23 protein-coding genes and 1 pseudogene are annotated in these 23,520 nt (G+C 68.6%); 14 read left to right on the top strand and 10 right to left on the bottom strand.

All coding sequences use genetic code 11. From position 1 onward, the window contains the following. Nucleotides 1-287: 287 nt before the first annotated feature. From rpsF to rplI, 4 genes are all read left to right on the top strand, one after another. Entirely contained in the window at nt 288-578 is a 291-nt protein-coding gene (gene rpsF, locus ACZ5SK_RS09450) for a 30S ribosomal protein S6 (RefSeq protein WP_006604399.1), read from the top strand. Between the two features lie 78 nt (nt 579-656). Next, a complete protein-coding gene (locus ACZ5SK_RS09445; protein ID WP_334578659.1) occupies nt 657-1,259 on the top strand; it encodes a single-stranded DNA-binding protein in 603 nt (200 codons plus the stop codon). 81 nt (nt 1,260-1,340) lie between these two features. Further along, nucleotides 1,341-1,577 (top strand): 30S ribosomal protein S18, encoded by a 237-nt coding sequence (rpsR, locus tag ACZ5SK_RS09440; protein ID WP_020130672.1) that lies wholly within the window; start codon nt 1,341-1,343, stop codon nt 1,575-1,577. An 18-nt stretch (nt 1,578-1,595) separates the two neighbouring features. Then, nucleotides 1,596-2,042, top strand: coding sequence for a 50S ribosomal protein L9 (gene rplI, locus ACZ5SK_RS09435; protein WP_334578658.1), 447 nt, complete (start codon nt 1,596-1,598; stop codon nt 2,040-2,042). Nucleotides 2,043-2,193: 151 nt separating this feature from the next. On the opposite strand, the gene ACZ5SK_RS09430 is transcribed toward rplI, so the two are convergent. Continuing rightward, entirely contained in the window at nt 2,194-3,546 is a 1,353-nt protein-coding gene (locus tag ACZ5SK_RS09430; RefSeq protein WP_468575791.1) for an MATE family efflux transporter, read from the bottom strand. A gap of 444 nt (nt 3,547-3,990) precedes the next feature. On the opposite strand from ACZ5SK_RS09430, the gene dnaB reads away from it, so the two are divergent. Next, nucleotides 3,991-5,469 (top strand): replicative DNA helicase, encoded by a 1,479-nt coding sequence (gene dnaB, locus ACZ5SK_RS09425; protein ID WP_319337428.1) that lies wholly within the window; start codon nt 3,991-3,993, stop codon nt 5,467-5,469. Nucleotides 5,470-5,675: 206 nt separating this feature from the next. Next, nucleotides 5,676-7,061, top strand: coding sequence for a serine hydrolase domain-containing protein (locus ACZ5SK_RS09420; RefSeq protein ID WP_468417758.1), 1,386 nt, complete (start codon nt 5,676-5,678; stop codon nt 7,059-7,061). Between the two features lie 84 nt (nt 7,062-7,145). Here ACZ5SK_RS09420 and ACZ5SK_RS09415 read toward each other — a convergent pair whose 3' ends face one another. Further along, nucleotides 7,146-7,598, bottom strand: a complete 453-nt coding sequence (locus ACZ5SK_RS09415; RefSeq protein WP_099936447.1) for a GNAT family N-acetyltransferase — start codon at nt 7,596-7,598, stop codon at nt 7,146-7,148. Nucleotides 7,599-7,608: 10 nt separating this feature from the next. Continuing rightward, complete coding sequence (locus ACZ5SK_RS09410) at nt 7,609-8,079, bottom strand: MarR family winged helix-turn-helix transcriptional regulator (RefSeq protein WP_334578656.1); 471 nt, start codon at nt 8,077-8,079, stop codon at nt 7,609-7,611. Between the two features lie 142 nt (nt 8,080-8,221). On the opposite strand from ACZ5SK_RS09410, the gene ACZ5SK_RS09405 reads away from it, so the two are divergent. Both ACZ5SK_RS09405 and ACZ5SK_RS09400 read left to right on the top strand, forming a co-directional pair. Then, on the top strand, nt 8,222-9,439 hold the full coding sequence (locus tag ACZ5SK_RS09405) for an MFS transporter (RefSeq protein WP_334578655.1): 1,218 nt from the start codon (nt 8,222-8,224) through the stop codon (nt 9,437-9,439). A 52-nt stretch (nt 9,440-9,491) separates the two neighbouring features. After that, a pseudogene (locus ACZ5SK_RS09400) lies at nt 9,492-9,912 on the top strand (GlcG/HbpS family heme-binding protein). A 61-nt stretch (nt 9,913-9,973) separates the two neighbouring features. Here the strand turns inward: ACZ5SK_RS09400 and ACZ5SK_RS09395 are convergent. Further along, a complete protein-coding gene (locus ACZ5SK_RS09395) occupies nt 9,974-10,840 on the bottom strand; it encodes a GNAT family N-acetyltransferase (RefSeq protein ID WP_361710326.1) in 867 nt (288 codons plus the stop codon). Between the two features lie 515 nt (nt 10,841-11,355). Here ACZ5SK_RS09395 and ACZ5SK_RS09390 point away from each other — a divergent pair. Then, nucleotides 11,356-13,002, top strand: coding sequence for a globin domain-containing protein (locus tag ACZ5SK_RS09390; RefSeq protein ID WP_468417851.1), 1,647 nt, complete (start codon nt 11,356-11,358; stop codon nt 13,000-13,002). Nucleotides 13,003-13,017: 15 nt separating this feature from the next. Here the strand turns inward: ACZ5SK_RS09390 and ACZ5SK_RS09385 are convergent, their stop codons facing one another. From ACZ5SK_RS09385 to ACZ5SK_RS09365, 5 genes are all read right to left on the bottom strand, one after another. Beyond that, entirely contained in the window at nt 13,018-13,500 is a 483-nt protein-coding gene (locus ACZ5SK_RS09385; protein ID WP_079661202.1) for an NUDIX domain-containing protein, read from the bottom strand. Nucleotides 13,501-13,588: 88 nt separating this feature from the next. Next, the gene (locus ACZ5SK_RS09380; protein ID WP_468417755.1) at nt 13,589-14,494 is read right to left on the bottom strand and encodes a LysR family transcriptional regulator; all 906 of its coding nucleotides are present in this window, start codon (nt 14,492-14,494) and stop codon (nt 13,589-13,591) included. Between the two features lie 230 nt (nt 14,495-14,724). Next, nucleotides 14,725-15,882: a cystathionine gamma-lyase gene (locus tag ACZ5SK_RS09375; protein WP_334578650.1), complete on the bottom strand. Its 1,158-nt coding sequence runs from the start codon at nt 15,880-15,882 to the stop codon at nt 14,725-14,727. After that, nucleotides 15,879-16,370: a low molecular weight protein-tyrosine-phosphatase gene (locus tag ACZ5SK_RS09370; RefSeq protein ID WP_468575661.1), complete on the bottom strand. Its 492-nt coding sequence runs from the start codon at nt 16,368-16,370 to the stop codon at nt 15,879-15,881. The genes ACZ5SK_RS09375 and ACZ5SK_RS09370 overlap by 4 nt, the downstream gene beginning before the upstream one ends. 7 nt (nt 16,371-16,377) lie before the next feature. Next, complete coding sequence (locus tag ACZ5SK_RS09365; protein WP_334578648.1) at nt 16,378-16,755, bottom strand: phage holin family protein; 378 nt, start codon at nt 16,753-16,755, stop codon at nt 16,378-16,380. A 58-nt stretch (nt 16,756-16,813) separates the two neighbouring features. On the opposite strand from ACZ5SK_RS09365, the gene ACZ5SK_RS09360 reads away from it, so the two are divergent. From ACZ5SK_RS09360 to ACZ5SK_RS09345, 4 genes are all read left to right on the top strand, one after another. Next, nucleotides 16,814-17,131, top strand: coding sequence for a cupin domain-containing protein (locus tag ACZ5SK_RS09360; RefSeq protein ID WP_093779095.1), 318 nt, complete (start codon nt 16,814-16,816; stop codon nt 17,129-17,131). Between the two features lie 183 nt (nt 17,132-17,314). Continuing rightward, on the top strand, nt 17,315-17,527 hold the full coding sequence (locus tag ACZ5SK_RS09355) for a DUF5326 family protein (protein WP_079661208.1): 213 nt from the start codon (nt 17,315-17,317) through the stop codon (nt 17,525-17,527). Between the two features lie 204 nt (nt 17,528-17,731). Continuing rightward, nucleotides 17,732-18,580 (top strand): IclR family transcriptional regulator, encoded by an 849-nt coding sequence (locus ACZ5SK_RS09350; RefSeq protein ID WP_334578647.1) that lies wholly within the window; start codon nt 17,732-17,734, stop codon nt 18,578-18,580. Between the two features lie 100 nt (nt 18,581-18,680). Beyond that, nucleotides 18,681-19,127, top strand: a complete 447-nt coding sequence (locus tag ACZ5SK_RS09345; RefSeq protein WP_079661209.1) for an SsgA family sporulation/cell division regulator — start codon at nt 18,681-18,683, stop codon at nt 19,125-19,127. 138 nt (nt 19,128-19,265) lie between these two features. On the opposite strand, the gene ACZ5SK_RS09340 is transcribed toward ACZ5SK_RS09345, so the two are convergent. Next, entirely contained in the window at nt 19,266-20,801 is a 1,536-nt protein-coding gene (locus tag ACZ5SK_RS09340; RefSeq protein ID WP_334581262.1) for a YibE/F family protein, read from the bottom strand. Nucleotides 20,802-21,549: 748 nt separating this feature from the next. Between ACZ5SK_RS09340 and thiC the strand changes: the two genes are divergently transcribed. Beyond that, nucleotides 21,550-23,421: a phosphomethylpyrimidine synthase ThiC gene (gene thiC / locus ACZ5SK_RS09335; RefSeq protein ID WP_334578646.1), complete on the top strand. Its 1,872-nt coding sequence runs from the start codon at nt 21,550-21,552 to the stop codon at nt 23,419-23,421. Nucleotides 23,422-23,520 lie beyond the last annotated feature (99 nt).

The following is a 23,520-nucleotide window of genomic DNA, read 5'->3' as shown; positions in this document are numbered from 1 at the left end:
GTGGCACCTCCTGCGGAAGGCGGCGCATCGTAGCGCCATACACACCCGACGTGTACAGATTGACGCTCACCCACGCCGGATTTCAACCGGAAGCACGTGTGCAGGTAGTCTGTACCGTCTGCACCGGTGTCTGCCCAGGCAGAGCCAGGGAGTCCGCCCAGCTCAGGACGGGGATGTCGCTTGCCGATCCCCGATTGTCAGTGGCGGCCGATACCGTTGCGTACGCATCACAACCCTCCTGCCACGGATCGACCGTGGCCGCTGAGTCCAAAGGAGGTGGGTTCCACATGCGTCACTACGAGGTGATGGTCATCCTCGACCCCGATCTCGAGGAGCGCGCTGTCTCCCCGCTGATCGAGAACTTCCTCTCCGTCGTCCGTGAGGGCAACGGAAAGGTGGAGAAGGTCGACACCTGGGGCCGTCGTCGTCTCTCGTACGAGATCAAGAAGAAGCCTGAGGGCATCTACTCGGTCATCGACCTGCAGGCCGAGCCTGCGGTCGTCAAGGAGCTCGACCGCCAGATGAACCTGAACGAGTCGGTCCTCCGGACCAAGGTCCTCCGTCCCGAGACCCACTGAGCTCGCACGCTCAGCTGATCTCGGGATTCTGAGTAGCAGCACAAGCAGCCAGCAGCAAACCCGCCGAGAGGTTCCCCCATGGCAGGCGAGACCGTCATCACGGTCGTCGGCAATCTTGTCGACGACCCCGAGCTGCGCTTCACCCCCTCCGGTGCGGCGGTCGCGAAGTTCCGTGTCGCGTCCACTCCCCGCACCTTCGACCGTCAGACGAATGAGTGGAAGGACGGCGAGAGCCTGTTCCTGACCTGCTCGGTCTGGCGTCAGGCGGCGGAGAACGTCGCGGAGTCGCTCCAGCGAGGCATGCGCGTCATCGTGCAGGGCCGGCTGAAGCAGCGGTCCTACGAGGACCGTGAGGGCGTCAAGCGCACGGTCTACGAGCTGGACGTCGAGGAAGTCGGCGCCAGCCTGCGCAGTGCCACGGCCAAGGTCACCAAGGCCTCCGGCCGCGGTGGCCAGAGCGGCCAGGGTGGTTACGGCGGCGGTGGCGGCCAGGGTGGCAGCGGCTGGGGCGGAAGCTCCGGCGGCGGCCAGCAGGGCGGCGGCGCTCCCGCCGACGACCCGTGGGCGACCGGCGCTCCCGCCGGTGGTCAGCAGGGCGGCGGTGGCGGCGGTGGCGGCGGCTGGGGTGGAAACTCCGGCGGCTCCAGCGGCGGCGGCTACTCGGACGAACCCCCCTTCTAGGCCCTCGGGCCCGGGTGTCCGGGCCCGATCGGGTCGAAGGCGGGTCGAATCCCAACTTCTTGATCACACAGGAGAAACACCATGGCGAAGCCGCCTGTGCGCAAGCCTAAGAAGAAGGTCTGCGCTTTCTGCAAGGACAAGGTCACGTACGTGGACTACAAGGACACGAACATGCTGCGGAAGTTCATTTCCGACCGCGGCAAGATCCGTGCCCGCCGCGTGACCGGCAACTGCACGCAGCACCAGCGTGACGTCGCCACGGCCGTCAAGAACAGCCGTGAGATGGCGCTGCTGCCGTACACCGCCCAGGCACGATAAGGGAAGGGTGACCGACAAATGAAGATCATCCTCACCCACGAGGTCTCCGGCCTCGGTGCCGCGGGCGACGTCGTCGACGTCAAGGACGGCTACGCTCGCAACTACCTGATCCCGCGGAACTTCGCGATCCGTTGGACCAAGGGTGGCGAGAAGGACGTCGAGCAGATTCGTCGCGCTCGCAAGATCCACGAGATCCAGACCATCGAGCAGGCCAACGCTGTCAAGGCCCAGCTCGAGGGCGTCAAGGTCCGCCTGGCCGTCCGCTCCGGCGACGCCGGTCGTCTCTTCGGTTCCGTCACCCCGGCCGACATCGCCACGGCGATCAAGGCTTCCGGTGGCCCCGAGGTCGACAAGCGCCGTATCGAGCTCGGTTCGCCGATCAAGACCCTGGGCGCCCACGAGACGTCCGTGCGTCTGCACCCCGAGGTTGCCGCCAAGGTCAACATCGAGGTCATCGCGGCCTGATCGCTGCGCTCGGCTTGAAGAGCTGAGAAGGGGCCGCACCCGCTGGGTGCGGCCCCTTCTGCTTGCTCTGTTTCACGTGAAACGTCAGTTTCACGCGATACGGGTTCTGCCGAGCCTGGGTTTCGCGACCCGTCGGTTTCACGTGAAACGGTCAGCGGCTCGCGCCGGTGACGACCCAGCGGCCCGACCGGGCGCGTAGCCAGAGGGTCAGCATCCGTACGGCCATCATCAACGTCATCGCTCCCCACACCGCGGTGAGGCCGCCGCCGAGAACCGGCACCAGCAGGGCCACCGGAGTGGAGACGGCCAGGGTCAGTACCATGGCCCAGGCGAGATAGGGGCCGTCTCCCGCGCCCATCAGCACACCGTCCAGCACGAAGACGATGCCGCAGACAGGCTGGCCGAGTGCCACCACGAGCAGAGCGGGCAGCGCCGCCTCCTTCACTGCCGGGTCGCTGGTGAAAAGCGGCAGGAGGAGTGGTCGGCTGATCACGACCAACAGACCGAGCGCGACACCCACGGCGATGCCCCACTCGACCATCCGGCGGCAGGCGTCACGAGCGCCCTGGGTGTCGTCGGCACCGAGATAACGCCCGATGATGGCCTGCCCGGCGATGGCGATGGCGTCGAGGGCGAAGGCGAGCAGGCTCCATAGGCCCAGGGCGATCTGGTGTGCCGCGATGTCGTCGTCCCCGAGACGGGCTGCCACGGCGGTGGCGATCATCAGGATCGCCCGCAGCGAGAGCGTGCGGACCAGCAGAGGCACCCCCGCCTGGGCGGATGCCCTGATGCCGGAGGCGTCGGGGCGCAGGGACGCGCCGTGGCGGCGGGCTCCCCGGATCACCACCGTGAGGTAGACAACGGCCATGGCGTACTGCGCGATGACGGTTCCCCAGGCGGAGCCGGCGATGCCGAGGTCCGCACCGTAGACGAGTCCCACGTTCAGGGCGGCATTGGCGATGAAGCCGGCGACGGCGACGTAGAGCGGTGTCCTCGTGTCCTGGAGTCCGCGCAGGACACCGGTCGCGGCCAGGACGACGAGCATGGCTGGTATGCCGAGTGCAGAGATGCGCAGATAGGTGGTCGCATAGGGGGCGGCTGTCTCCGAGGCGCCGAAGAGCTCCACGAGCGCGGGGGCGGTGGGCAGGACAGCTGCGATCACCGCGGCGCCGAGCAGCAGTGCCAGCCAGATGCCGTCCATGCCCTGGCGGATGGCGGCCGGGAGGTCGCCGGCGCCCACCCGGCGCGCGACGGCGGCGGTGGTGGCGTAGGCGAGGAAGACGAAGACGCTGACGGCTGTCATGAGGAGTGCGGAGGCGACTCCCAGCCCAGCCAGTTGGGCGGTGCCCAGGTGGCCCACGATCGCGCTGTCGGCCATGACGAAGAGGGGCTCGGCGACGAGTGCGCCGAAGGCCGGCACGGCCAGTGCGACGATCTCTCGATCGTGCTGTCGCCGAGTGGCCCTGGGGGGCGCTGGAGCCTGTGTCATGGCCACCAATCTAATCGTCCACAGGTAAGAGATGCAATCGCATAATGACCCTTACCTTATGTGGCACTCCGTGTCCTCCGGCGCGCCGTTCGAAGGGATCTCGGCCCGACTGGGCAACTTTTTCTTCTGCACAGCCAGTGGATGGGGAACGTGCAGGTCAGGGGCGCTTGGCAGGAAAAGACGAGGGCTTGTTCACAGCACTGTCCACCGAGTCGTGCACAGGTTTTGCGGAGTTCTCCACAGCATAGGGGCCGTCGTCCACATGGCCTGTGGATAACCAGATTGGCTGACGGTGCCCGCGGGCCTACCGTGGTCCGGCGCCCGCTCCGTCCGTCGGTCGAGAAAACCCTTACAAAACCGACGCGCCACAACCGGAGTTGGGCCTCTCAGTTGTCAGTGCCGTGCCGTAGAAAAGAGACACGGCGAGGTCCGCTCGGCGGACGGGAGGAGGTGGCTCGGTTGAGCATTTCCGAGCCCTTGGACGACCCGTGGGCCGACAGCGGTCCCAGTGATCGTCTGCCCTCTTCCCGCCGGCGCAGTGACGGCGGGCGCGGTCGGGACGAACAGCATGATCGCGGCCGGGACAGCGGTGAGTGGGAAGGCGGAGGCACCGCCTTCGAGCGGGTACCGCCGCAGGACCTCGATGCCGAGCAGTCCGTCCTCGGCGGCATGCTCCTGTCCAAGGACGCCATCGCCGACGTGGTCGAGGTGCTCAAGGGCCACGACTTCTACAAGCCCGCGCACGAGACGATCTACCAGGCGATCCTCGACATCTACGCCAAGGGCGAGCCGGCCGACCCGATCACCATCGCCGCCGAGCTCACCAAACGCGGCGAGATCAACAAGGTCGGCGGCGCGTCCTATCTGCACACCCTCGTCCAGACGGTGCCCACGGCCGCCAACGCCGAGTACTACGCGGAGATCGTTCACGAGCGTGCGGTGCTGCGCCGCCTGGTCGAGGCCGGCACGCGTATCACCCAGATGGGATACGCGGCCGACGACGACGTCGACGAGATCGTCAACCGCGCCCAGGCGGAGATCTATGCGGTCACCGAGCAGCGCACCAGCGAGGACTACCTCCCGCTCGGCGACATCATGGAGGGCGCCCTCGACGAGATCGAGGCGATCGGCTCACGCAGCGGCGAGATGACGGGTGTGCCCACCGGCTTCACGGACCTCGACTCGCTCACCAACGGTCTGCACCCGGGCCAGATGATCGTGATCGCGGCCCGTCCCGCCATGGGCAAGTCCACGCTCGCGCTGGACTTCGCCCGCGCGGCGTCGATCAAGCACAACCTGCCAAGCGTCATCTTCTCCCTGGAAATGGGGCGCAACGAGATCGCGATGCGTCTGCTCTCCGCCGAGGCCCGCGTCGCCCTGCACCACATGCGGTCCGGCACCATGACGGACGAGGACTGGACCCGCCTGGCCCGCCGGATGCCCGAGGTCTCCTCCGCGCCGCTCTACATCGACGACTCCCCGAACCTGTCGATGATGGAGATCCGCGCGAAGTGCCGCCGACTGAAGCAGCGCAACGACATCAAGCTCGTGATCATCGACTATCTTCAGCTGATGCAGGCCGGTGGCTCCAAGCGCTCCGAGAGTCGTCAGCAGGAGGTTTCGGACATGTCCCGTAACCTCAAGCTGCTGGCCAAGGAGCTGGAGGTCCCGGTGATCGCGCTCTCGCAGCTCAACCGAGGTCCCGAGCAGCGCACGGACAAGAAGCCGATGGTGTCCGACCTGCGTGAGTCCGGCTCCATCGAACAGGACGCCGACATGGTGATCCTGCTGCACCGTGAGGACGCGTACGAGAAGGAGTCCCCGCGCGCGGGCGAGGCGGACATCATCGTGGGCAAGCACCGTAACGGCCCCACGGCCACGATCACCGTGGCCTTCCAGGGCCACTACTCGCGCTTCGTGGACATGGCGCAGACCTGATCCCCGGAAGCAGTACGCCTCGACGTGGACGCCATCATGCCGGTGGTTGCCGCAGTCAAGGCGTACATAATCGACGCGGCGCATCGGGAGATCGCCGAGCGGCGTGCTGAGCGCGCCACCGGGATGCGACCACGCCTTCCGGATCGGCCTCGACTTCCTGGTGAAATGAGCTCGACGTCGGCCGCGCGGGCGGGTGGACTGGGCCTATGACGACACCTCAGGAAGAGCTGCTCCCCGGCACGCGGCGGGCGCTGCTCCACCGGATCGCCGTAGCCCAGACCGAAGGGCGTTCCCCCTCGTTGGTCGCCGCGGTCGTACGGGACGGGCTGGCCGTGTGGCACGGGGCACGGACCTCGGTCGACGGTCACGCGCCCGATGGGAACGTGCAGTACCGGATCGGCTCCATCACCAAGACCTTCACCGCAGTCCTTGTGCTGCGGCTGCGCGACGAGGGGGTGCTCGACCTCGGGGACCCCCTGGAGAAACACCTGCCCGGCACCGGCGCGGGGGAGGCCACGGTGGCCGAACTGCTCGCCCACACCAGCGGGCTGCCGGCCGAGGCGCCCGGACCGTGGTGGGAGCGGACCCCGGGCTCGCTACGGCCCGAACTCGCCGACGTCCTCGGTGACCAGGCCACCCCGCACCAGGCCGGCCGCCGCTACCACTACTCGAACCCCGGTTACACCCTCCTGGGCGCTCTTGTGGAAGAGCTCCGTGGAGCGTCCTGGGAAGAGGTATTGCGGCGTGAAGTGCTCGAACCCCTGGGGCTCAACCGCACGAGTGTCCGATCGCAGGCGCCGGCTGCGGGCGGGTGGGCGGTGCACCCGTGGGCGGACGTGATGCTGCCGGAGCCGGCCGAGGACTTCGGGCGGATGGCCCCGGCGGGGCAGCTCTGGTCAACGACCGGCGATCTCGCGCGATTCGCCGCCTTCCTGATGCGGGGTGACGACCGGGTGCTGAGCGCGCAAACCCTGCGCGAGATGTGGACGCCCGCGGCTCCGCCCGGGCTGGCGGATGTGGCGGACGGCGCCACGTACGGACTCGGACTGCAGGTTCAGCACCGGGACGGCCGACTGCTCGTGGGGCACTCCGGCTCGGTTCCCGGATTCCTGGCGACCCTCACCGTGGGCGTGGCGGACGACGTTGCCGCGGTGGTGCTCGCCAACTGCACCTCCGGCCTTCTGACGACCCAGGTGGCCGCCGATCTCGTACGCATCGTCGCCGAGGCCGAGCCACGGATTCCCGAACCGTGGCGTCCGCTGCGAGAGGTCGACTCTTCCGTCTTGGAACTGGCGGGCCAGTGGTACTGGGGTACGAACCCCTTCGCCCTGCGTGTGACGGCCGACGGGCTCATCTCGCTGGGGCCGCTGTCCGGCGGCGGTCGGCGCTCCCGGTTCCGGCCGAACGGGGACGGTACCTGGACCGGTTTGGAGGGCTACTACGCCGAAGAGCTCCTGCGGGCCGTACGACGGCCGGATGGGAGCGTGGACCACCTGGACCTCGGGTCGTTCGTGTTCACGCGTCAGCCGTACGACGAGGAGGCGGCTGTCCCCGGCGGCGTCGACCCGGAGGGGTGGCGGGCTATCGGCTAGCCGCACCTGACGCACGGAAGCGCGCTGTTTCACGTGAAACAGCGCGCTTCCGGCCCGGAACGGTTCTCCCGGCACACCGAGCCTTCAGAGCTGCAGCTTGAATCCCACATGCGAGGCCACGAAGCCCAGCCGCTCGTAGAAGCGATGGGCGTCGGTGCGTGTGGTGTCGGAGGTCAGCTGCACCAACTGGCAGTTCTCCCGCCGGGATTCCTCCACCGCCCACTCGACGAACCGCGTGCCCAGACCGCTGCCGCGCTCGTCGGCGTGTACCCGCACGCCCTCGATGATCGACCTGGTCGAGCCGCGGCGGGACAGACCCGGGACGATCGTCAGCTGGAGGGTGCCGACGACGCGCCCCTTGCGGACAGCGACGACCAGGCGCTGGTTCGGGTCGGCGGTGAGCCGTTCCAACGCGGTCAGATACGGGCTGAGGTCGTCCGGCGACTCGCGCTGTGCGCCCAGGGGGTCGTCCGCGAGCATGCCGACGATTGCGGGGATGTCCTCGGCGACGGCCGCCCGTATTTCAAGATCTTCCATGCCCGCGACCCTATGCACCCAAGGCGGCGGGTGCCTTCAGTGACTCCACGACCTGTACCAGCGGGGCCAGTTCCGGGTTCTTCGCGGCTTCGTCGAGTGCCTCGCGCAGGGCGGCGTCGTTGGTCGGGCGGGCGTCGGCGAGCAGCTTCAGACCGGCTTCGGTGACGTTGGTGTAGATGCCGCGGCGGTCGGTGGGACACAGATAGCGCTCGAGCAGGCCGCGGTCCTCGAGCCTGGTCACCAGTCGGGTGGTGGCGCTCTGGCTGAGGACGACCGCGTCGGCCACCTGCTTCATCTGCAGATGCCCGCCGTCGCCGTCGTGCTGTCGGCTGAGCACGTCGAGCAGGGAGTACTCGCGCACGCTCAGGTCGTGGCGGGCCTGCAGTGCGCGCTCGATGTGGGCCTCGATCCTCCCGTGCAGCAGGGAGAGGGCGCACCAGCTCTGGGCGAGGGCGGTGAGCGCGGGGTCCGTCGCAGTCATGGGTTTCTCCTCGGTCCCGGAGCGGCTGACACCAGGATAGAGCAAATACGAAATAGACGGCGGTTGCATTTAGCCCGCGTGTGCAACTATTGTCAACGCACGCAAAGCGCACGTGCAATCTTCTCGGAAGGTGTCACCCCCTATGCCTCTCGCGCTTCTGGCCCTCGCGATCGGGGCCTTCGGAATCGGAACGACCGAATTTGTGATCATGGGCCTGCTCCCCGAGGTCGCGGGTGACTTCGGCGTCTCCATTCCCACGGCCGGCTTCCTCGTGACCGGCTACGCGCTCGGGGTCATGTTCGGAGCCCCGCTCATGACCGCCCTCGGCACCAAGGTCGCCCGCAAGCGAATGCTGATGCTGCTGATGGTTCTGTTCATCGCCGGCAACCTGCTCTCCGCCGTCGCCCCCACCTTCACCGTCATGCTGATCGGCCGTGTGGTCGCCTCCCTCGCCCATGGCGCCTTCTTCGGCATCGGCTCGGTCGTCGCGTCCGAGCTGGTCGCCGCCGACAAGAAGGCGGGGGCCATCGCGATGATGTTCACCGGCCTCACCGTCGCCAACGTCGTCGGCGTCCCGCTCGGCACTCTCGTCGGCCAGAACGTCGGTTGGCGCGTCACCTTCGCCGTCGTCGCCGCGCTCGGCGTCGTCGGCCTGGTCGGCATCGCCAAGCTCGTGCCCGAGCTGCCCCGGGTCGACGGCGTCCACCTGCGGCACGAGTTGGCCGCCCTCAAGAACGCCCAGGTCCTGCTCGCCATGGCGATGACCGTCCTCGGCTTCGGCGGCGTCTTCGCGGCCATCACCTACATCTCGCCGATGATGACCCATGTTGCCGGTTTCACCGACGGCTCCGTCACCTGGCTGCTGGTTCTCTTCGGTCTCGGCATGGTGGGCGGCAACCTCATCGGCGGAAAGTTCGCCGACCGCGCCCTGATGCCCATGCTGTACGCCTCGCTGGGTGCCCTGGCGGTCGTCCTGGCCCTCTTCACGGTGACCGCCCACAACAAGGTCCTCGCGGCCCTCACGATCGTTCTGATCGGCGCCCTGGGCTTCGCCGCCGTCCCGCCCCTGCAGAAGCGCGTCCTGGACCAGGCGCACGGAGCCCCGACCCTGGCCTCGGCGGTGAACATCGGCGCCTTCAACCTCGGCAACGCACTGTCCGCCTGGCTTGGCGGACTCGTCATCGCGGCCGGCCTGGGATACACCGCGCCGAACTGGGTCGGCGCCGCCCTCGCCGCGAGCGCCCTGCTCCTTGCCTTCGTCTCGGCCGCCCTGGAACGCCGCGACCGGGCCTCGGGCGTTCCCAGCGCCGTCGTCGCGGGCGGCACGCCCGTCGGGCGGCAGACGACTGCCCAGCGTTGAACTCGGTCCGTTCGCCCGGCCGCCCTTCCCGCACCACTAGGAGAACCCCCTGATGAGCATCGCCGCCGTCGCGCCTCTGACCATCGACGACGCTGAAGCCCTCCTCATGGCTGCCCGCACCGCCGCCGAGGCCGCCGGGGGTCGCGGTCGGTGTCACCGTCCTGGACGCAGGCGGCCATCTGCCGGCCTTCCGGCGGGACGACCGGGCCGTACTGATCTCCGGAGAGACAAGCACGCGCAAGGCGTATACGGCGCTCCAGCTGAACACCCCCACCGCCGACCTCGCCGACGCCGTGCAGCCCGGCGGTCTCTTCCACACCCTCCCGACGGCGCTCGACAGGCCGCTGCTGTTCATCGCGGGTGGGGTGCCGGTTCGACGCGACGGCCGACTGATCGGCGCGATCGGGGTCGGGGGCGGGGCCCCGGAGCAGGACCACGAAATCGCCACGACCGCCGTGGAGACGCTCGTCTGACAGCGGCAGTCCACGAAGAACGCCGACTTCCCGGGCAACAGGGGAACGGCGTCGCGTGTCCTCAGGCAGCCGCGACCGTCAGAGGGGTGAAGCGGCGGCGCCAGTCGCCCGGCAACTCCGTGATCCCGTAGGTCATCACGGAGTTGAAGGCAACGGGCTCCAGCCCACGTGCCTTCACCCACGTCAGCAGTTCCTCGTGCCGTACGTCGATGTCGGTGCGCAGCGGGCGGTCCGTGTGGGCGGCGAGGGAGGAGAGAAGGGCCTTCGCGGTCGCCGTGTCCCGGGCGATCAGCGGGCCCACGACCTGGGTGTCCATGTTGGGCCAGGCGGCCGCGTAGCCGATGATCCGGCCCTTGTCCTCGGCGACCCGCAACTGGTCTGCGAAGGCCGGCAAGCGGGTGATCATGTGCGTGCGATCGATGCCGAAGACCTCCTCGTCGAGCCGGAGGATCGAGGACAGGTCCTCGGCAGTGGCCGCACGGGTGGCGACGCCTGGAGCCCGTTCGTCCGGCGTGAAATGACCTCGCACCATTTCCGCCCGGCCCGTGCACTTGAAGCCCAGCTCCTCGTAGAGCGGACGTCCGTTCGGTGTGGCATGCAGCGTCAGAGGGGTGGCACCCATCACGGAGACGACATGACGCATCAGCCTACGGCCGACACCCTGCCGGGCGTGCCGCTCAGCGACCAGCACCATGCCAATGGCGCCAAGAGCGGGACTGTCGTACGGGCCGTACTCGGTGACGACGCAGGCGCAGACGAGCCCCCCGTCGGGGTCGTCGATGCCGTATCCCTTGCCGGCCGAGAGGAGGAGGCCCCACTTGTGTTCCTCGCGTGGCCACCCCCGATCCTCGGACAAGTCGGCGCAGGCGGTGAGGTCCCGGTGCGTCAGACGGCGGATGGGTAGAGCGGTGAGGGGAGGAGTCGGCACGCAGGTCAGGCTGTACGACCGGCACCGTCGGCGTCCACCGGTTTCCCCGTGGACATACGTGCTTTTGGCCATGCTGCGGCGACTGCGCAGTACGTCGCCCGCGATGGCATGTTTCACGTGAAACAGAGGGGTCGAGCAAAGCCGCTGTTCCGCGAGGAAAGGCAGGACTTGTGCCGCGAGCGGCGGCCGGTATGGTCGACTCCGGTTCGCTTCCGGGACGAGACGCGCCTGACGTGATGCACATTCCGTGCGAGCCGAGAGCAGGGCAATGCAGCCTAACGGGACGGAGAGATCGAAGACCCGCATTTCCGGTGATGTGACCGAGGCGCCTGCACAGGATGGGATGCTGCGGTGAGAGCGCTGCGCCCCATGTCACGCTCTCGCCTTACGTGTTCGCGGGGCGGAAATACGGGTGGACCGCGGATGTCGCGGTTGCGGAACCGAAGGGGAAAGCAAGCCGTCTGCGGGGAAAGCAGGCACCTTCCGATCCAGGAAGTGCGCAGACCGACCGAATGATGTTCGAGGCGAGGCACACCATGGACGCTCCGACCACCAGGTCGGCCGACAACGGCACGTCCGGCGGCGGGGACGGATGGTTCACGCCGCGTAAGCAGCCGGAACCGGCTGCCGGGGGCGAGCAGGGGGCTTCAGGGGGCCGCCGTCTGGCCGCGCTACGCCCGGTGGGCCGGAACGCGACCGACTCCCACGCCGGCGCACCCCCGGAGGGCACCACGGACGCCGGGCCCCGAATACCGCCGGGCCCGAGGCCCCCCGCCGCGACGGGCGCCCCAGCGGGCGCACATCCCGAGCCGCTGACCGAACCGCCCTCGCTCCTCGACGCTTCGAACCCGGTCGAGGCACACACCTCCGTGGAGCCCTGGACGCCCGCCCGGCGGGAGGACCCCTCCCCACCTCAAGCGCCCGTCCAACCGCAGGCCCCTGACGAGTCGCAAGCGACCGTGGACTCGCATTCTCCCGCGCAACAACTCACTGCCTCGCCCCTTGAACCCCTCGTGCCCGCCCAACGGTCCGCACCCGACACGGAGGCGTCGCCGGACGCCATCCTCATCCGGCGCACCATGGCCGAGGTGACCCCAGTGGCCGACAAGGTCACGTCGTACTTCTACGCGATGCTCTTCGTCCGCCACCCCGACCTGCGCTCGCTCTTCCCGCCCGCGATGGACGCCCAGCGGGACCGGCTTCTCAAGGCCCTGCTCACCGCCGCCGAGCACATCGACAACACCCCTGTCCTCGTCGAGTACCTGCAGAACCTCGGCCGTGGCCACCGCAAGTACGGCACCCGGGCCGAGCACTACCCGGCCGTCGGCGAGTGCCTCATCGGCGCGCTGAGCAAGTACGCCGACTCCGTGTGGGACGCCGGGACGGAGGCGGCCTGGGTCCGGACCTACACCACGATCTCCCAGGTGATGATCGACGCGGCGGCCGCCGACGAACTGCGCGCACCGGCGTGGTGGTACGCGGAGGTCGTCTCGCACGACCTTCGGACGCCGGATGTCGCCATCCTGACCGTCCGCCCCGATCAGCCCTATCCGTTCCTCGCCGGGCAGTACACGAGCCTGGAAACGCCGTGGTGGCCGCGGATCTGGCGGCACTACTCCTTCGCCTCGGCGCCGCGCTCCGACGGTCTGTTGACGTTCCACGTGAAGGCCGTCCCCGCGGGATGGGTCTCCAACGCCCTGGTGCACCGCGCACGGCCGGGCGACGTCATCCGGCTCGGGCCGCCGGCCGGTTCCATGACCGTCGATCACACCAGGGACAGCGGACTGCTCTGTCTGGGCGGCGGCACCGGCATAGCGCCCATCAAGGCACTCGTCGAGGACGTCGCCGAGCACGGCGCCCGCCGTCCGGTGGAGGTGTTCTACGGCGCCCGCAGCGACCACGACCTGTACGACCTCGACACGATGCTCAGACTCCAGCGGTCCCACCCCTGGCTGGAGGTGCGCCCGGTGGTGGACCGGCACGGTCTGCTCCAGCTGCCCGAAGCGATACGCACCTTCGGTCCCTGGACCGGATACGACGCCTATGTCTCCGGTCCGCCCGGCATGATCCGCAGCGGCGTGGACGCTCTGCGCGGTGTCGGCATCCCCGCCGAACGCATACGCCACGACTCCGTCGAGGAACTCGTCGCCGCCGGGAGCTGACCCGATGCCCTGTGGTCAGCCGAGGTCGGGAGCGTGCATGGCGCGGACGCCCTCGATGTTGCCGTCGAGATAGTGCCGTAGGGACAGCGGGACGAGGTGGACGGAGGCGATTCCGACCCGGGTGAACGGCACGCGGACGATCTCGTACTCACCGGCGGGTTCCTCGATCTCGGGGCCGTGCCGCTGGGACGGGTCCATGGACTCCAGGTGGCACACGAAGAAGTGCTGCACTTTGACGCCGGTCGCGCCTCCGTCGTCGCCGATGTGCTCGACGGTGTCGACGAAGCAGGGCACGACGTCGGTGATCTTGGCGCCGAGTTCCTCGTGGACCTCACGGTGCAAGGCGTCCACGACGGTTGCGTCATCGGGCTCGACCCCGCCACCGGGCGTGACCCAGTAGGGATCCACACCGGGCTTGGTGCGCTTGATCAGGATCAGGTTGTCGCCGTCCAGCAGAACGGCTCGTGCGGTGCGCTTGACCACGGGTCGGACGGTCATGGGAGAAATGTGGCCCGGCTGGTTCCACGTGAAACATCGCGAAACGTCACCGGTCGAGCTCATGCCGTGATCTGGTATCGGAGCCGGCTCAGCACCACTCGGCGGCTGCCTCCAGCAACCATGCGTGGGCTCGTGCGACATGCGGCATCGCCAGCGTTCCGGTGCGCACCACCAGGACGTACGTCCGCAGCGGCGGCACCGCCGGCTCGTGCAGCGCTACGACGTCACCGCGTTCGAGAGCGGCCGCACACAGATAGCGGGGCAGAACGGCCAGGCCGGCGCCCGCGACCGTGCAGGCGAGCACCGCACGAAGGTCGGGCACGATGACGGTGCCCGAGGCGGCGGGACGGGAGTTGAAGACGGAGGCCCAGTAACGGGAGACGAGGGGCAGCGACTCGTGAACCTCGACGACAGGGAGGGTCTCCAGTGCGGACGCGCCCTTGCGGCACAGCTTCCCGGTGTCGATCCGTTCGTCCCACTGCGGGGCGGCGACCAGGACATGCTCCTCGTCGCACAGCAGGGTGGCTGTGAGCAACGCTCCGCGTGGCCGAGCCGTACTGATGGCCAGGTCGTGGCGTCCGGCCGCCAGGCCCTCCAGGACATCTTCCGCGTTTCCGAAGGAGGCGCGCAGGGCGAACCCCTGTCCGTCGGCGCCGGACAGCTCGGTGAGCGCGGGAAGAGCCCGTTCAGCGGTGAACTCGAGAGGACCGGCGAGGTGCAGCGTCCGTAAGGCGGATTCGTCGTCGAGGCCGGTCTCGGCGATCTCGACGAGGGCGTCGAGGTGGGGGGCGGCCTTGTGGGCGAGCTCGTCCCCGATGCTCGTCGGCGTCACCCCGCGGGCCTGGCGCAGGAACAGGGGGCGGCCGAGCTGCCGTTCCAGCGTGCGAATCTGGGAGGTGACGGCCGGCTGGGACAGACCCAGCAGAGCGGCGGCGCGGGTGAAGGAGCCGGCCCGGTGCACGGTCACGAAGGTGCGGAGCAAGGCCAGATCCATGGAGTGTCCTCCCCCTTCCCAGCTCTTTCCTCCGGCTCCGAGGCAGGGCCCAACTATAAATAAGTCGATAGGTCTGTGTCGCTCCAGTGATTGGACACTGACACAGAGTCAATTAGCCTTGTTCGCGCGGTTCTTCGCGCGCAGAACCGAGGACGGTCCGAGCCACGAGGGGGGAGGCTCGGACCGTCCGCTGTGCTGAGCGGGACTGCGTAGGGGCGCGCGTAAGCCGGTCATCGTGCCGACTCCGCAAGCGCGCGCAGCACATCCGCCACCAGGTCCTCGGGGTCCTCGGCGCCGACGGAGAGCCGGATGAAGCCCTCCGGCACCGCGTCTCCGCCCCAGCGCCCGCGCCGCTCCGCGGTGGAGCGCACCCCGCCGAAGCTGGTCGCGTCGTCCACGAGGCGCAGCGCCTCGAGGAAACGCTCGGCACGCGCGCGCGTGGGCAGCGTGAAGGAGACCACGCACCCATAGCGCCGCATCTGCTGCGAGGCGACCTTGTGGGAGGGATCGTCGGGCAGCCCCGGGTACCTCAGGGCGCTCACCCCGGGCCTCCCCCGTAGCGCCTCGGCCACGGCCAGGGCACCGGCGCTCTGCCGGTCGACACGCAACTGCAGCGTGGCGATCGACCGATGGGCGAGCCAGGCCTCCATGGGCCCGGGGATGGCTCCGACGATCTTGCGCCAGCGCCGTACGGCCCTCATCGGCTCGCCGGCCCGGCCGGTGACGTAGCCGAGCAGGACGTCGCCGTGGCCCGTGAGCTGCTTGGTGCCGCTGGCCACCGAGAAGTCGGCGCCGAGCTCCAGCGGACGCTGCCCGAGCGGGGTGGCGAGGGTGTTGTCCACGGCCACGAGCGCACCACGCGCGTGTGCCGCCTCGACGAGCCGACGGATGTCGCACACATCGAGCCCGGGGTTCGACGGTGACTCGATCCACAGCAGCTTCGCGCCGTCCAGGACTTGCAGCTGGGCATCGTCACCGGTCGGCGCGGTACGCACCTCGATGCCGTACGCCTCCAACTGCGCCCGCACCAGGGGCAGTACCTGGTAGCCGTCGGCAGGCAGCACGACGGTGTCTCCGGCCCGCAGCTGGGAGAACAGCACCGACGAGATCGCGGCCATGCCGGAGGCGAAGACGAGCGTCTCGACGCCGTCCTGCCCCGGCGCCTCGAGCTCGCCGATGGCGCGCTCCAGATGGGTCCAGGTCGGGTTCTCGTCACGGCCGTAGGTGTACGGGCCCGTGGGCTCGCCGGGCAGGTGGAAATGCGCCGCGAACACCGGACCGGGGAGGGTCGGCTCGTACTTCACCGGCTCGGGCAGCCCGGCCCGCACCGCGCGCGTACCCTCGCCGTCGCCTCCCTCAGGCCCTCCCTTCGGAGCGGAATCGTTCATGCCACCTGTCCTTCCACGTCGTCACGCACCGCGGCGAGCAGACCGGCGCTCGCCTCCTCCACCATCTCAAGGCACTCCTCGAAACCGTCCCGGCCACCGTAGTACGGGTCGGGGACGTCGAGATCGTCGCAGGCCGCGGGGTCGAAAGAGCGCAGCAGCCGTACCTTCGCCGCGTCCTCCTCGGTGGGTGCGAGGAGCCGCAGGGCCTTGAGATGGCTCGAGTCCAGCGCGATCACGAGGTCGAGGCGGGCGAACCAGGCCGGCTCGAACCGTCGAGCCGTGTGGTCGAGGGCGTATCCGTGCTGCTCCAGGACGGACAGGGTGCGCGGATCGGAGTTCTCGCCCTCGTGCCAGTCGCCCGTGCCGGCACTGTCGACCTCGACCAGTGCGTCGAGGCCGGCGTCCGCCACGCGCGCGCGGAAGACCGACTCGGCCATCGGCGAGCGGCAGATGTTGCCGGTGCAGACGAAACAGACACGGTAGGTCATCGCGGACTCAGTCCCCGTCGGGCAGGACGACGTTGAGCGCCCAGGAGACGACGGAGATGATCAGGCCGCCCAGGACCGCTGTCCAGAAGCCCTCCACATGGAAACTGACGTCGAGCTTGTCGGCCAGCCACGAGGTCAGCAGCAGCATCAGGGCGTTGACCACCAGGGTTATCAGACCGAGCGTGAGGATGAACAGGGGAAAGGTCAGCACCTGCACGACCGGCTTGACCAGGAAGTTCACCAGGCCGAAGAGCAGTGCGACGACGATGAGGGTGCCGATCTTCTTGCCCGTGCTGTCACCTGTCAGAGTGATCTTGTCGAGCAGCCAGACGGCGACCGCCAGGGCGCCCGCGTTGGCGATCGTCTTGACTACGAAATTCTTCATGTGTCTGATCGTGGCAGAGAGATCGCAAACGAGCACCGGACGAGGGCGGACAAGGTCGATGAAGGCATTCCGGTTGGATGAACTGGAGGCGGAGCGAGCCGCCAACGACGGCGCCTACCTGCAGTTTCTGCGTGAGCGGAACATGTCCGTGGGGTTGTACGCGCTCGATGCCGGCACGCATGATCCACAGAACCCGCACAACCAGGACGAGGTGTACTTCGTCGTGAGCGGGCGCGCCTCGATCACCGTCGGCATGGAGACCACGCAGGTGGCACGCGGCAGCGTGGTGTACGTTCCGGCCGGCGTCGCCCACAAGTTCCATCACATCAGTGAGGATCTCCGGGTCATGGTGGTGTTCTCGCCGCCCGAGGGCTGAGCGTCTCCGCCTCGCAGCCGATCCGTGGCCTCGGGGTTCCCTAGGGGATCGGTCAGGGGAGGACAAGGGACGCGACGCCCCCGTAGGCACCCTCTTCGGACCTAGCATCGACGGCAGGACATCGAACGGATCCGGCCCGACAGGGGTGCCGGACATCGACCGAAGAGGATGAGGACAAGGGCGATGCGAGAGATCTTCGCGGGACTGCCGTGGTGGGTGAAGTGGGTTGCGGTGCCGGTCATCGCGCTGGTCGTGTTCGGCGGGCTGATAGCCAGCGTCGTCGGGTTCGTGATCGGCCTGCTCTTCAAGCTGCTGGTCTTTGTGGCGCTGGTCGGCGGACTCATTTACGTCGTACGGAAGTTCATGTCGAGTTCGTCGTCGCGAAGCGACTGGTAAGCGGGCCGGGAGGCCGGTGATCGGTAACAGGAATCACCGGTTCCCTCGGCCGGGGGAAGTTTTCCTGACAGCCCGTCTGCAAGCGGTGGCGGACGGTTAAAGTCCGGAATTCGACGCGGGGACGACCCCGCGAGCGGCGTACACCCCCCTCCCGTGTTCCCCCGCACGGACCGCCCCCTCGCGCTTCGGGAGTGACCCTTGGCCATGGTTGACACCGCATCCGCACAGCCGTACGCACCCCCCACCCGCCCGCTTTCCTCCACACCCCCACTTCAACGCCCGCCGAGCCCCGAGCATCCCCACCCCGCGGCCACCCTGATCGGCTCCGTCCAGCGCGCGATGCGCTTGCTGGAGACCGTCGCCGAGCACGAGTACGGGGCTCCGGCCAAGCAGCTCGCCCGGGAGACCGGCCTCGCGCTGCCCACGGCCTACCACCTCCTGCGCACCCTCGTGCACGAGGGCTATCTGCGCCGGGACAAGGGGCTGTTCTTCCTCGGCGAGGCCGCCGAGCGGCTCGGCAGCAGCGGGGCGGCGCAGAAACGTCGCAGCACCGTCGCCGACACCCTCGCCCAATGGCGCGATTCGATCGGTGTCCCCGTGTACTACGCGCGATACCGCAACGGCGAGATCGAGATCATGTGCGTCTCCGACACCCCGGGCAACCCCGCGGTGGAGGAATGGGCCGACTTCCGCGAGACCGGACACGCGCACGCCGTCGGCCAGTGCCTGCTCTCCCAGCTGGACGAGGACGCCCGCCGCGACCACCTGGACCGCTACCCGGCCCAGTCGATCACCCCGTACACCGTGCGTGACAACCACACCCTGCTGCGGCGTCTGGAGCGGACGCGGCGCATGGAACCGGTCGTCGAACGGCAGGAGTACGCGCTGGGCGCGGTGTGCGCCGCGATCCCGATCACCGTGGGCGCCACGGCGGCGACGATGGCGATCTCTCTTCCCTCCCATCACGGCGACCGCCTGCTCACGGCGGCGCGGCAACTGCAGAGCGAAGTCGGTCGGTCGCTGGGGTCAATCGCGATCTCTATCAGTATCTGAAAACTCACTCCTTGTGATCTGTTGTGTACTTTCAGCAAGATGCGGTGCAGTGTCAGGGGTTGATTACCGGCCATTCGACAGCAAATGACGGGGTAACGCGATGCGCGAGTCCGTACAGGCAGTACAGGCAGAGGTCATGATGAGCTTTCTCGTCTCCGAGGAACTCTCGTTCCGCATCCCGGTGGAGCTGGGTTACGAGTCGTGCGATCCCTATGCCGTGCGACTCACCTTCCATTTGCCCGGTGACGCCCCGGTGACCTGGGCCTTCGGGCGTGAACTGCTCATCGACGGGGTGGGTCGGGCGTGCGGCGAAGGGGACGTCCGTGTCTCGCCCGTCGATCCCGACGTGTTGGGAGAGGTTCTGATCCGGCTTCAGGTCGGGGGTGACCAGGCGTTGTTCCGCTCCTCGGCGGCTCCCCTCGTTGCGTTTCTCGACCGCACCGACAAGCTGGTGCCGCTGGGCCAGGAGGGTGCACTCGCCGACTTCGACGCGCATTTGGACGAAGCGCTGGACCGGATCCTGGCCGAGGAGCAGAGTGCCGGCTGACGCGTCGGCGGCACGGGGGTGACGGAACACTTCGTCATGGGTGGGGCCGTGCAGGAACGCTTCTTCTCGGGCGGTGAAGAAAGTGGCGCGACCGCCCGAGAGCCGACCAGTGCGTTCGGCTCCCGGGTGCCGGTCGGCTCAGCGCTTGCGTCGCCTGCCTCGGCCGCCACGGCCCTGGGCGGGACCCGCGGCCGTCGCTACTGCCGTGACCCCCGCAGCCGCTGGAGACGTCTCCAGGGTCGGAATGGGGGCCGTCGCGGTGCCCGGACGGTCGGCGGAGACCACCAGGGCGGCCAGGGCCGTCGTGACGGGCACCGAGGCGACCAGGCCGATCGATCCCACCAGCGTGCGCACGATCTCTTCGGCGACCAACTCACTGTTGGCGACGCCGCCCACACTGCTCTGGGCGATCGAGAAGAGCAGCAGCAGCGGCAGCGCGGCACCGGCGTAGGCGAGGACGAGCGTGTTCACCACGGACGCGATGTGGTCGCGGCCGATGCGGATGCCTGCCCGGTACAGCCCGCGCCAGCCCATCGACGGGTTCGCCTCGTGCAGCTCCCAGACCGCCGACGTCTGGGTGACCGTCACATCGTCCAGGACACCGAGCGAGCCGATGATGATGCCGGCGAGCAGCAGACCACTCATGTCGATCGACGGGTACAGCCCGTGGATCAGGCCCGTGCTGTCGTCCGTGTTGCCCGTCAGCGCGGCCCAGTCGATGAACAGCGAACCCAGGACGCCGATCAGCAGCAGCGAGATGAGCGTGCCGAGCACAGCGACCGAGGTGCGGGCCGAGAGACCATGACAGAGATAGAGCGCGATCAACATGATGGCGCTCGCCCCCACCACCGCCACGACCAACGGGTTCGAGCCTTGCAGGATCGCGGGCAGGACGAAGAAGTTCAGCAGCAGGAAGCTGATGGCCAGTGCGACCAGCGCCATGACGCCCCGAAGCCGCCCGACGACCACGACGGCGACCGCGAAGACGAGGGCGAGCACGGTCATCGGGACGCGGCGGTTCACGTCGGTGACCGAGTACTGCAGGTCCTTCGGCGCGGAAGGCTCGTAGGCGACCACGACCTTCTCGCCCTGCTCCAACTGCCGTGACTGGTCCGGCTGGACGATCTCGGTGAACGTCCGGCCCTTGTCCTTGCCGGTGGCCACACGGATCGTGGCCTTCTTGCAGGATCCGCTCGCCTGCTGCTGTGCGGAGGATCCCTCGGCCGTGGAGGTGTCGCCGGTCGGTGTCTCGCGCGAGGCGTTCACCGACGCGCAGCTCACGCTCACGACCTTGGTGACCGTGGCCTGCTGGGTCTGCCGGTCGAAGCCGACCCCCGTGCGCTCGTGCGCCGGCGCCCCACCGGGCCACAGCACCACGAGCCCGACCACCACGGCCACGCCGAACGGGATGAGGATGGCCGCGATGACCTTGCGCAGGTGCTGGGAGACGGGGGCCGCAGGGCCATGGCTGTGGCTGTGCGAGTGCCCGTGTCCACCCCCGGAGCCGTGGCCGTGGCCCTCGCCGGGCCCCGGGCCGTGCCCGTTTCCGGAATCGTGACGTTGCCCGTGGCCGTGCCCCCCGTGCCCGTGCCCGTGTTCGTCGCCCGGGCCACGTTCCTGGCCGTCACCAGGTCCCGCGCCAGGTCCCTCGCCAGAGCCGCGCCTGGTGCCGATTCCGGGGCCGTTGCTGGGGTCTCCGCCGTGACCATGGTCGGGATTCTGTCCATGACCGTGCTCGCCGCGCCCGAGGCCGTATCCGTACTCGGTGCCGGCACCGTAGCCAGCGCTGGCGCCGGTGTCCGCGCCGGCACCGGCGCGAGGGTCGTATCCAGGACCGTATCCGGGTTCGTACCCGTACCCTCGCCCGTTACCGTCTCCCTGCTGGTTCCCCGGCGCGGGGCCTCCGCCGGGCTCCTGTGCCCGGCCTCTGGGATTTCCACCGCGCCCCAGCCGACCCAGCCCGCCCAATCCACCGGCGTACCCCGGTCCGTGATCGGGGCTCTGCCCGTGATCACGCCCGCCCTCGTGACCGCTGTGGACATCGCGGTCGTTCCCGGGGCCGCTTCCGGAGCCGCCGCCAGGACCGGGGCCATTGGCGGGGCCGTTTCCGGAGCCCGGCCGACGGGGCGGCTCGGGGGGCGGATACGGGGGCTGGTGTGTCGTGGTCACCGACCGATCATCGCAAGAACGACAGGGGCCCTCTGTTCACCGCGCCCGAATTGACGCTAGCGTGGAGGCACCTTTGCACACGCGGGAGCTCGGAGCACCGGGCTGAGAGGGCGCTGACCTCCGTCTTAGCGATGTTTCACGTGGAACGTCTCTCGAATCGAGTGATGTTTCACATGAAACGTCGGCAGACGGTAGCCGCTGCGTCGACCGCCGAACCTGTTACCGGGTAATGCCGGCGTAGGGAGTAGGTCTCATGACCAACAAGGACGTACGCACGCCTGCCTTCACGCAGAACGCGACCAGCGAAAACGAGGTCGACGCGAACACCGCGAACACCGCGAACACCGCGAACACCGCGAACACCGCGAACACCGTGGAGGCCGGGAAGTCCATCGGCTGGCACAAGGGGTACGTCGAGGGCACTCGCCCCGACCTGCGGGTGCCGGTCCGTCAGGTGCACCTCACGAACGGGCAGTCGGTCACGCTGTACGACACCTCCGGCCCGTACACCGATCCGCTCGCCGACACCGATGTCCGCAGGGGGCTGTCGCCGCTGCGCGAGAACTGGATCATTGCCCGCGGGGACACGGAAGAATACGCGGGCCGTCCGGTCCGTCCCGAGGACGACGGCCTCAAGCACACGTCGCCGCGCGGCGGTCTGCGCAACCTCGACGCGGTCTTCCCCGGGCGGCCGCGCCTGCCGCGTCGCAGCAGGGACGGCGCGGCGGTCACCCAGCTCGCGTATGCGCGCCGGGGGGAGATCACGCCCGAGATGGAGTTCGTGGCCATCAGGGAGAACGTTTCTCCGGAGGTCGTCCGCGAGGAGATCGCGGCGGGCCGCGCGGTGTTGCCGGCCAACGTCAACCACCCGGAGATCGAGCCGATGATCATCGGTAAGCGGTTCCTGGTGAAGGTCAACGCCAACATCGGCAACTCGGCGGTGACGTCCTCCATCGAGGAGGAGGTCGAGAAGATGACCTGGGCGACCCGCTGGGGCGCCGACACGGTCATGGACCTGTCCACCGGCCGGAACATCCACACCACCCGTGAGTGGGTGCTGCGCAACTCCCCCGTCCCGATCGGCACGGTTCCGCTCTACCAGGCATTGGAGAAGGTGGACGGCCGGGCCGAGGAACTCACCTGGGAGATCTACAAGGACACGGTCATCGAACAGGCCGAGCAGGGTGTGGACTACATGACGGTCCACGCCGGCGTCCGCCTTCCGTATGTCCCGCTCACCGCCAATCGGAAGACCGGCATCGTCTCGCGCGGCGGCTCGATCATGGCGGCCTGGTGCCTCGCGCACCACAAGGAGTCGTTCCTCTACGAGAACTTCGAGGAACTCTGCGAGATCCTCGCCGCCTACGACGTCACGTACTCGCTGGGCGACGGGCTGCGGCCGGGTTCCATCGCGGACGCCAACGACGAGGCGCAGTTCGCCGAGTTGAGGACGCTCGGGGAACTCAACCGGATCGCGAAGCGTTTCCATGTACAGACGATGATCGAGGGCCCGGGACATGTCCCGATGCACAAGATCAAGGAGAACATCGACCTTCAGCAGGAGATCTGTGATGAAGCTCCGTTCTATACGCTCGGCCCGCTGACGACGGACGTCGCGCCGGCGTACGACCACATCACCTCCGGCATCGGTGCCGCGATGATCGCCTGGTGGGGCACGGCCATGCTCTGCTATGTCACGCCCAAGGAACACCTGGGCCTGCCCAACCGTGACGACGTCAAGACCGGCGTCATCACCTACAAGATCGCCGCCCACGCAGCCGATCTCGCCAAGGGGCACCCCGGTGCACAGGAATGGGACGACGCGCTGTCCGACGCCCGCTTCGAGTTCCGCTGGGAGGACCAGTTCAACCTCGCCCTCGACCCGGACACGGCACGGGAGTTCCACGACGAGACACTTCCGGCCGAGCCGGCGAAGACGGCCCACTTCTGCTCCATGTGCGGGCCGAAGTTCTGCTCGATGAAGATCAGTCAGAGCATCACCGAGCGGTTCGGCGGTGGGGCGGCCGACGGGGCCTCGGCGGAGGAGATCGCCGAGGGGATGCTGGAGAAGTCGAAGGAGTTCGCGGCGAGCGGCAACCGGGTCTATCTGCCGCTGGCCGACTGACAGACCATTCGCCTGCCTGCCTGCCTGCCCTACCCTGCCGTGCCTGTCTGCCCGGCGTACGGCTTGCGCTCCCCTCGGCAAGGGTCGGCGGGGGCGCAA

The organism is Streptomyces sp. NPDC031474 (genome assembly GCF_055581185.1).
The sequence above is the reverse complement of the archived record's forward strand: the minus strand, read 5'-3'. Positions and strand labels throughout refer to the sequence as shown.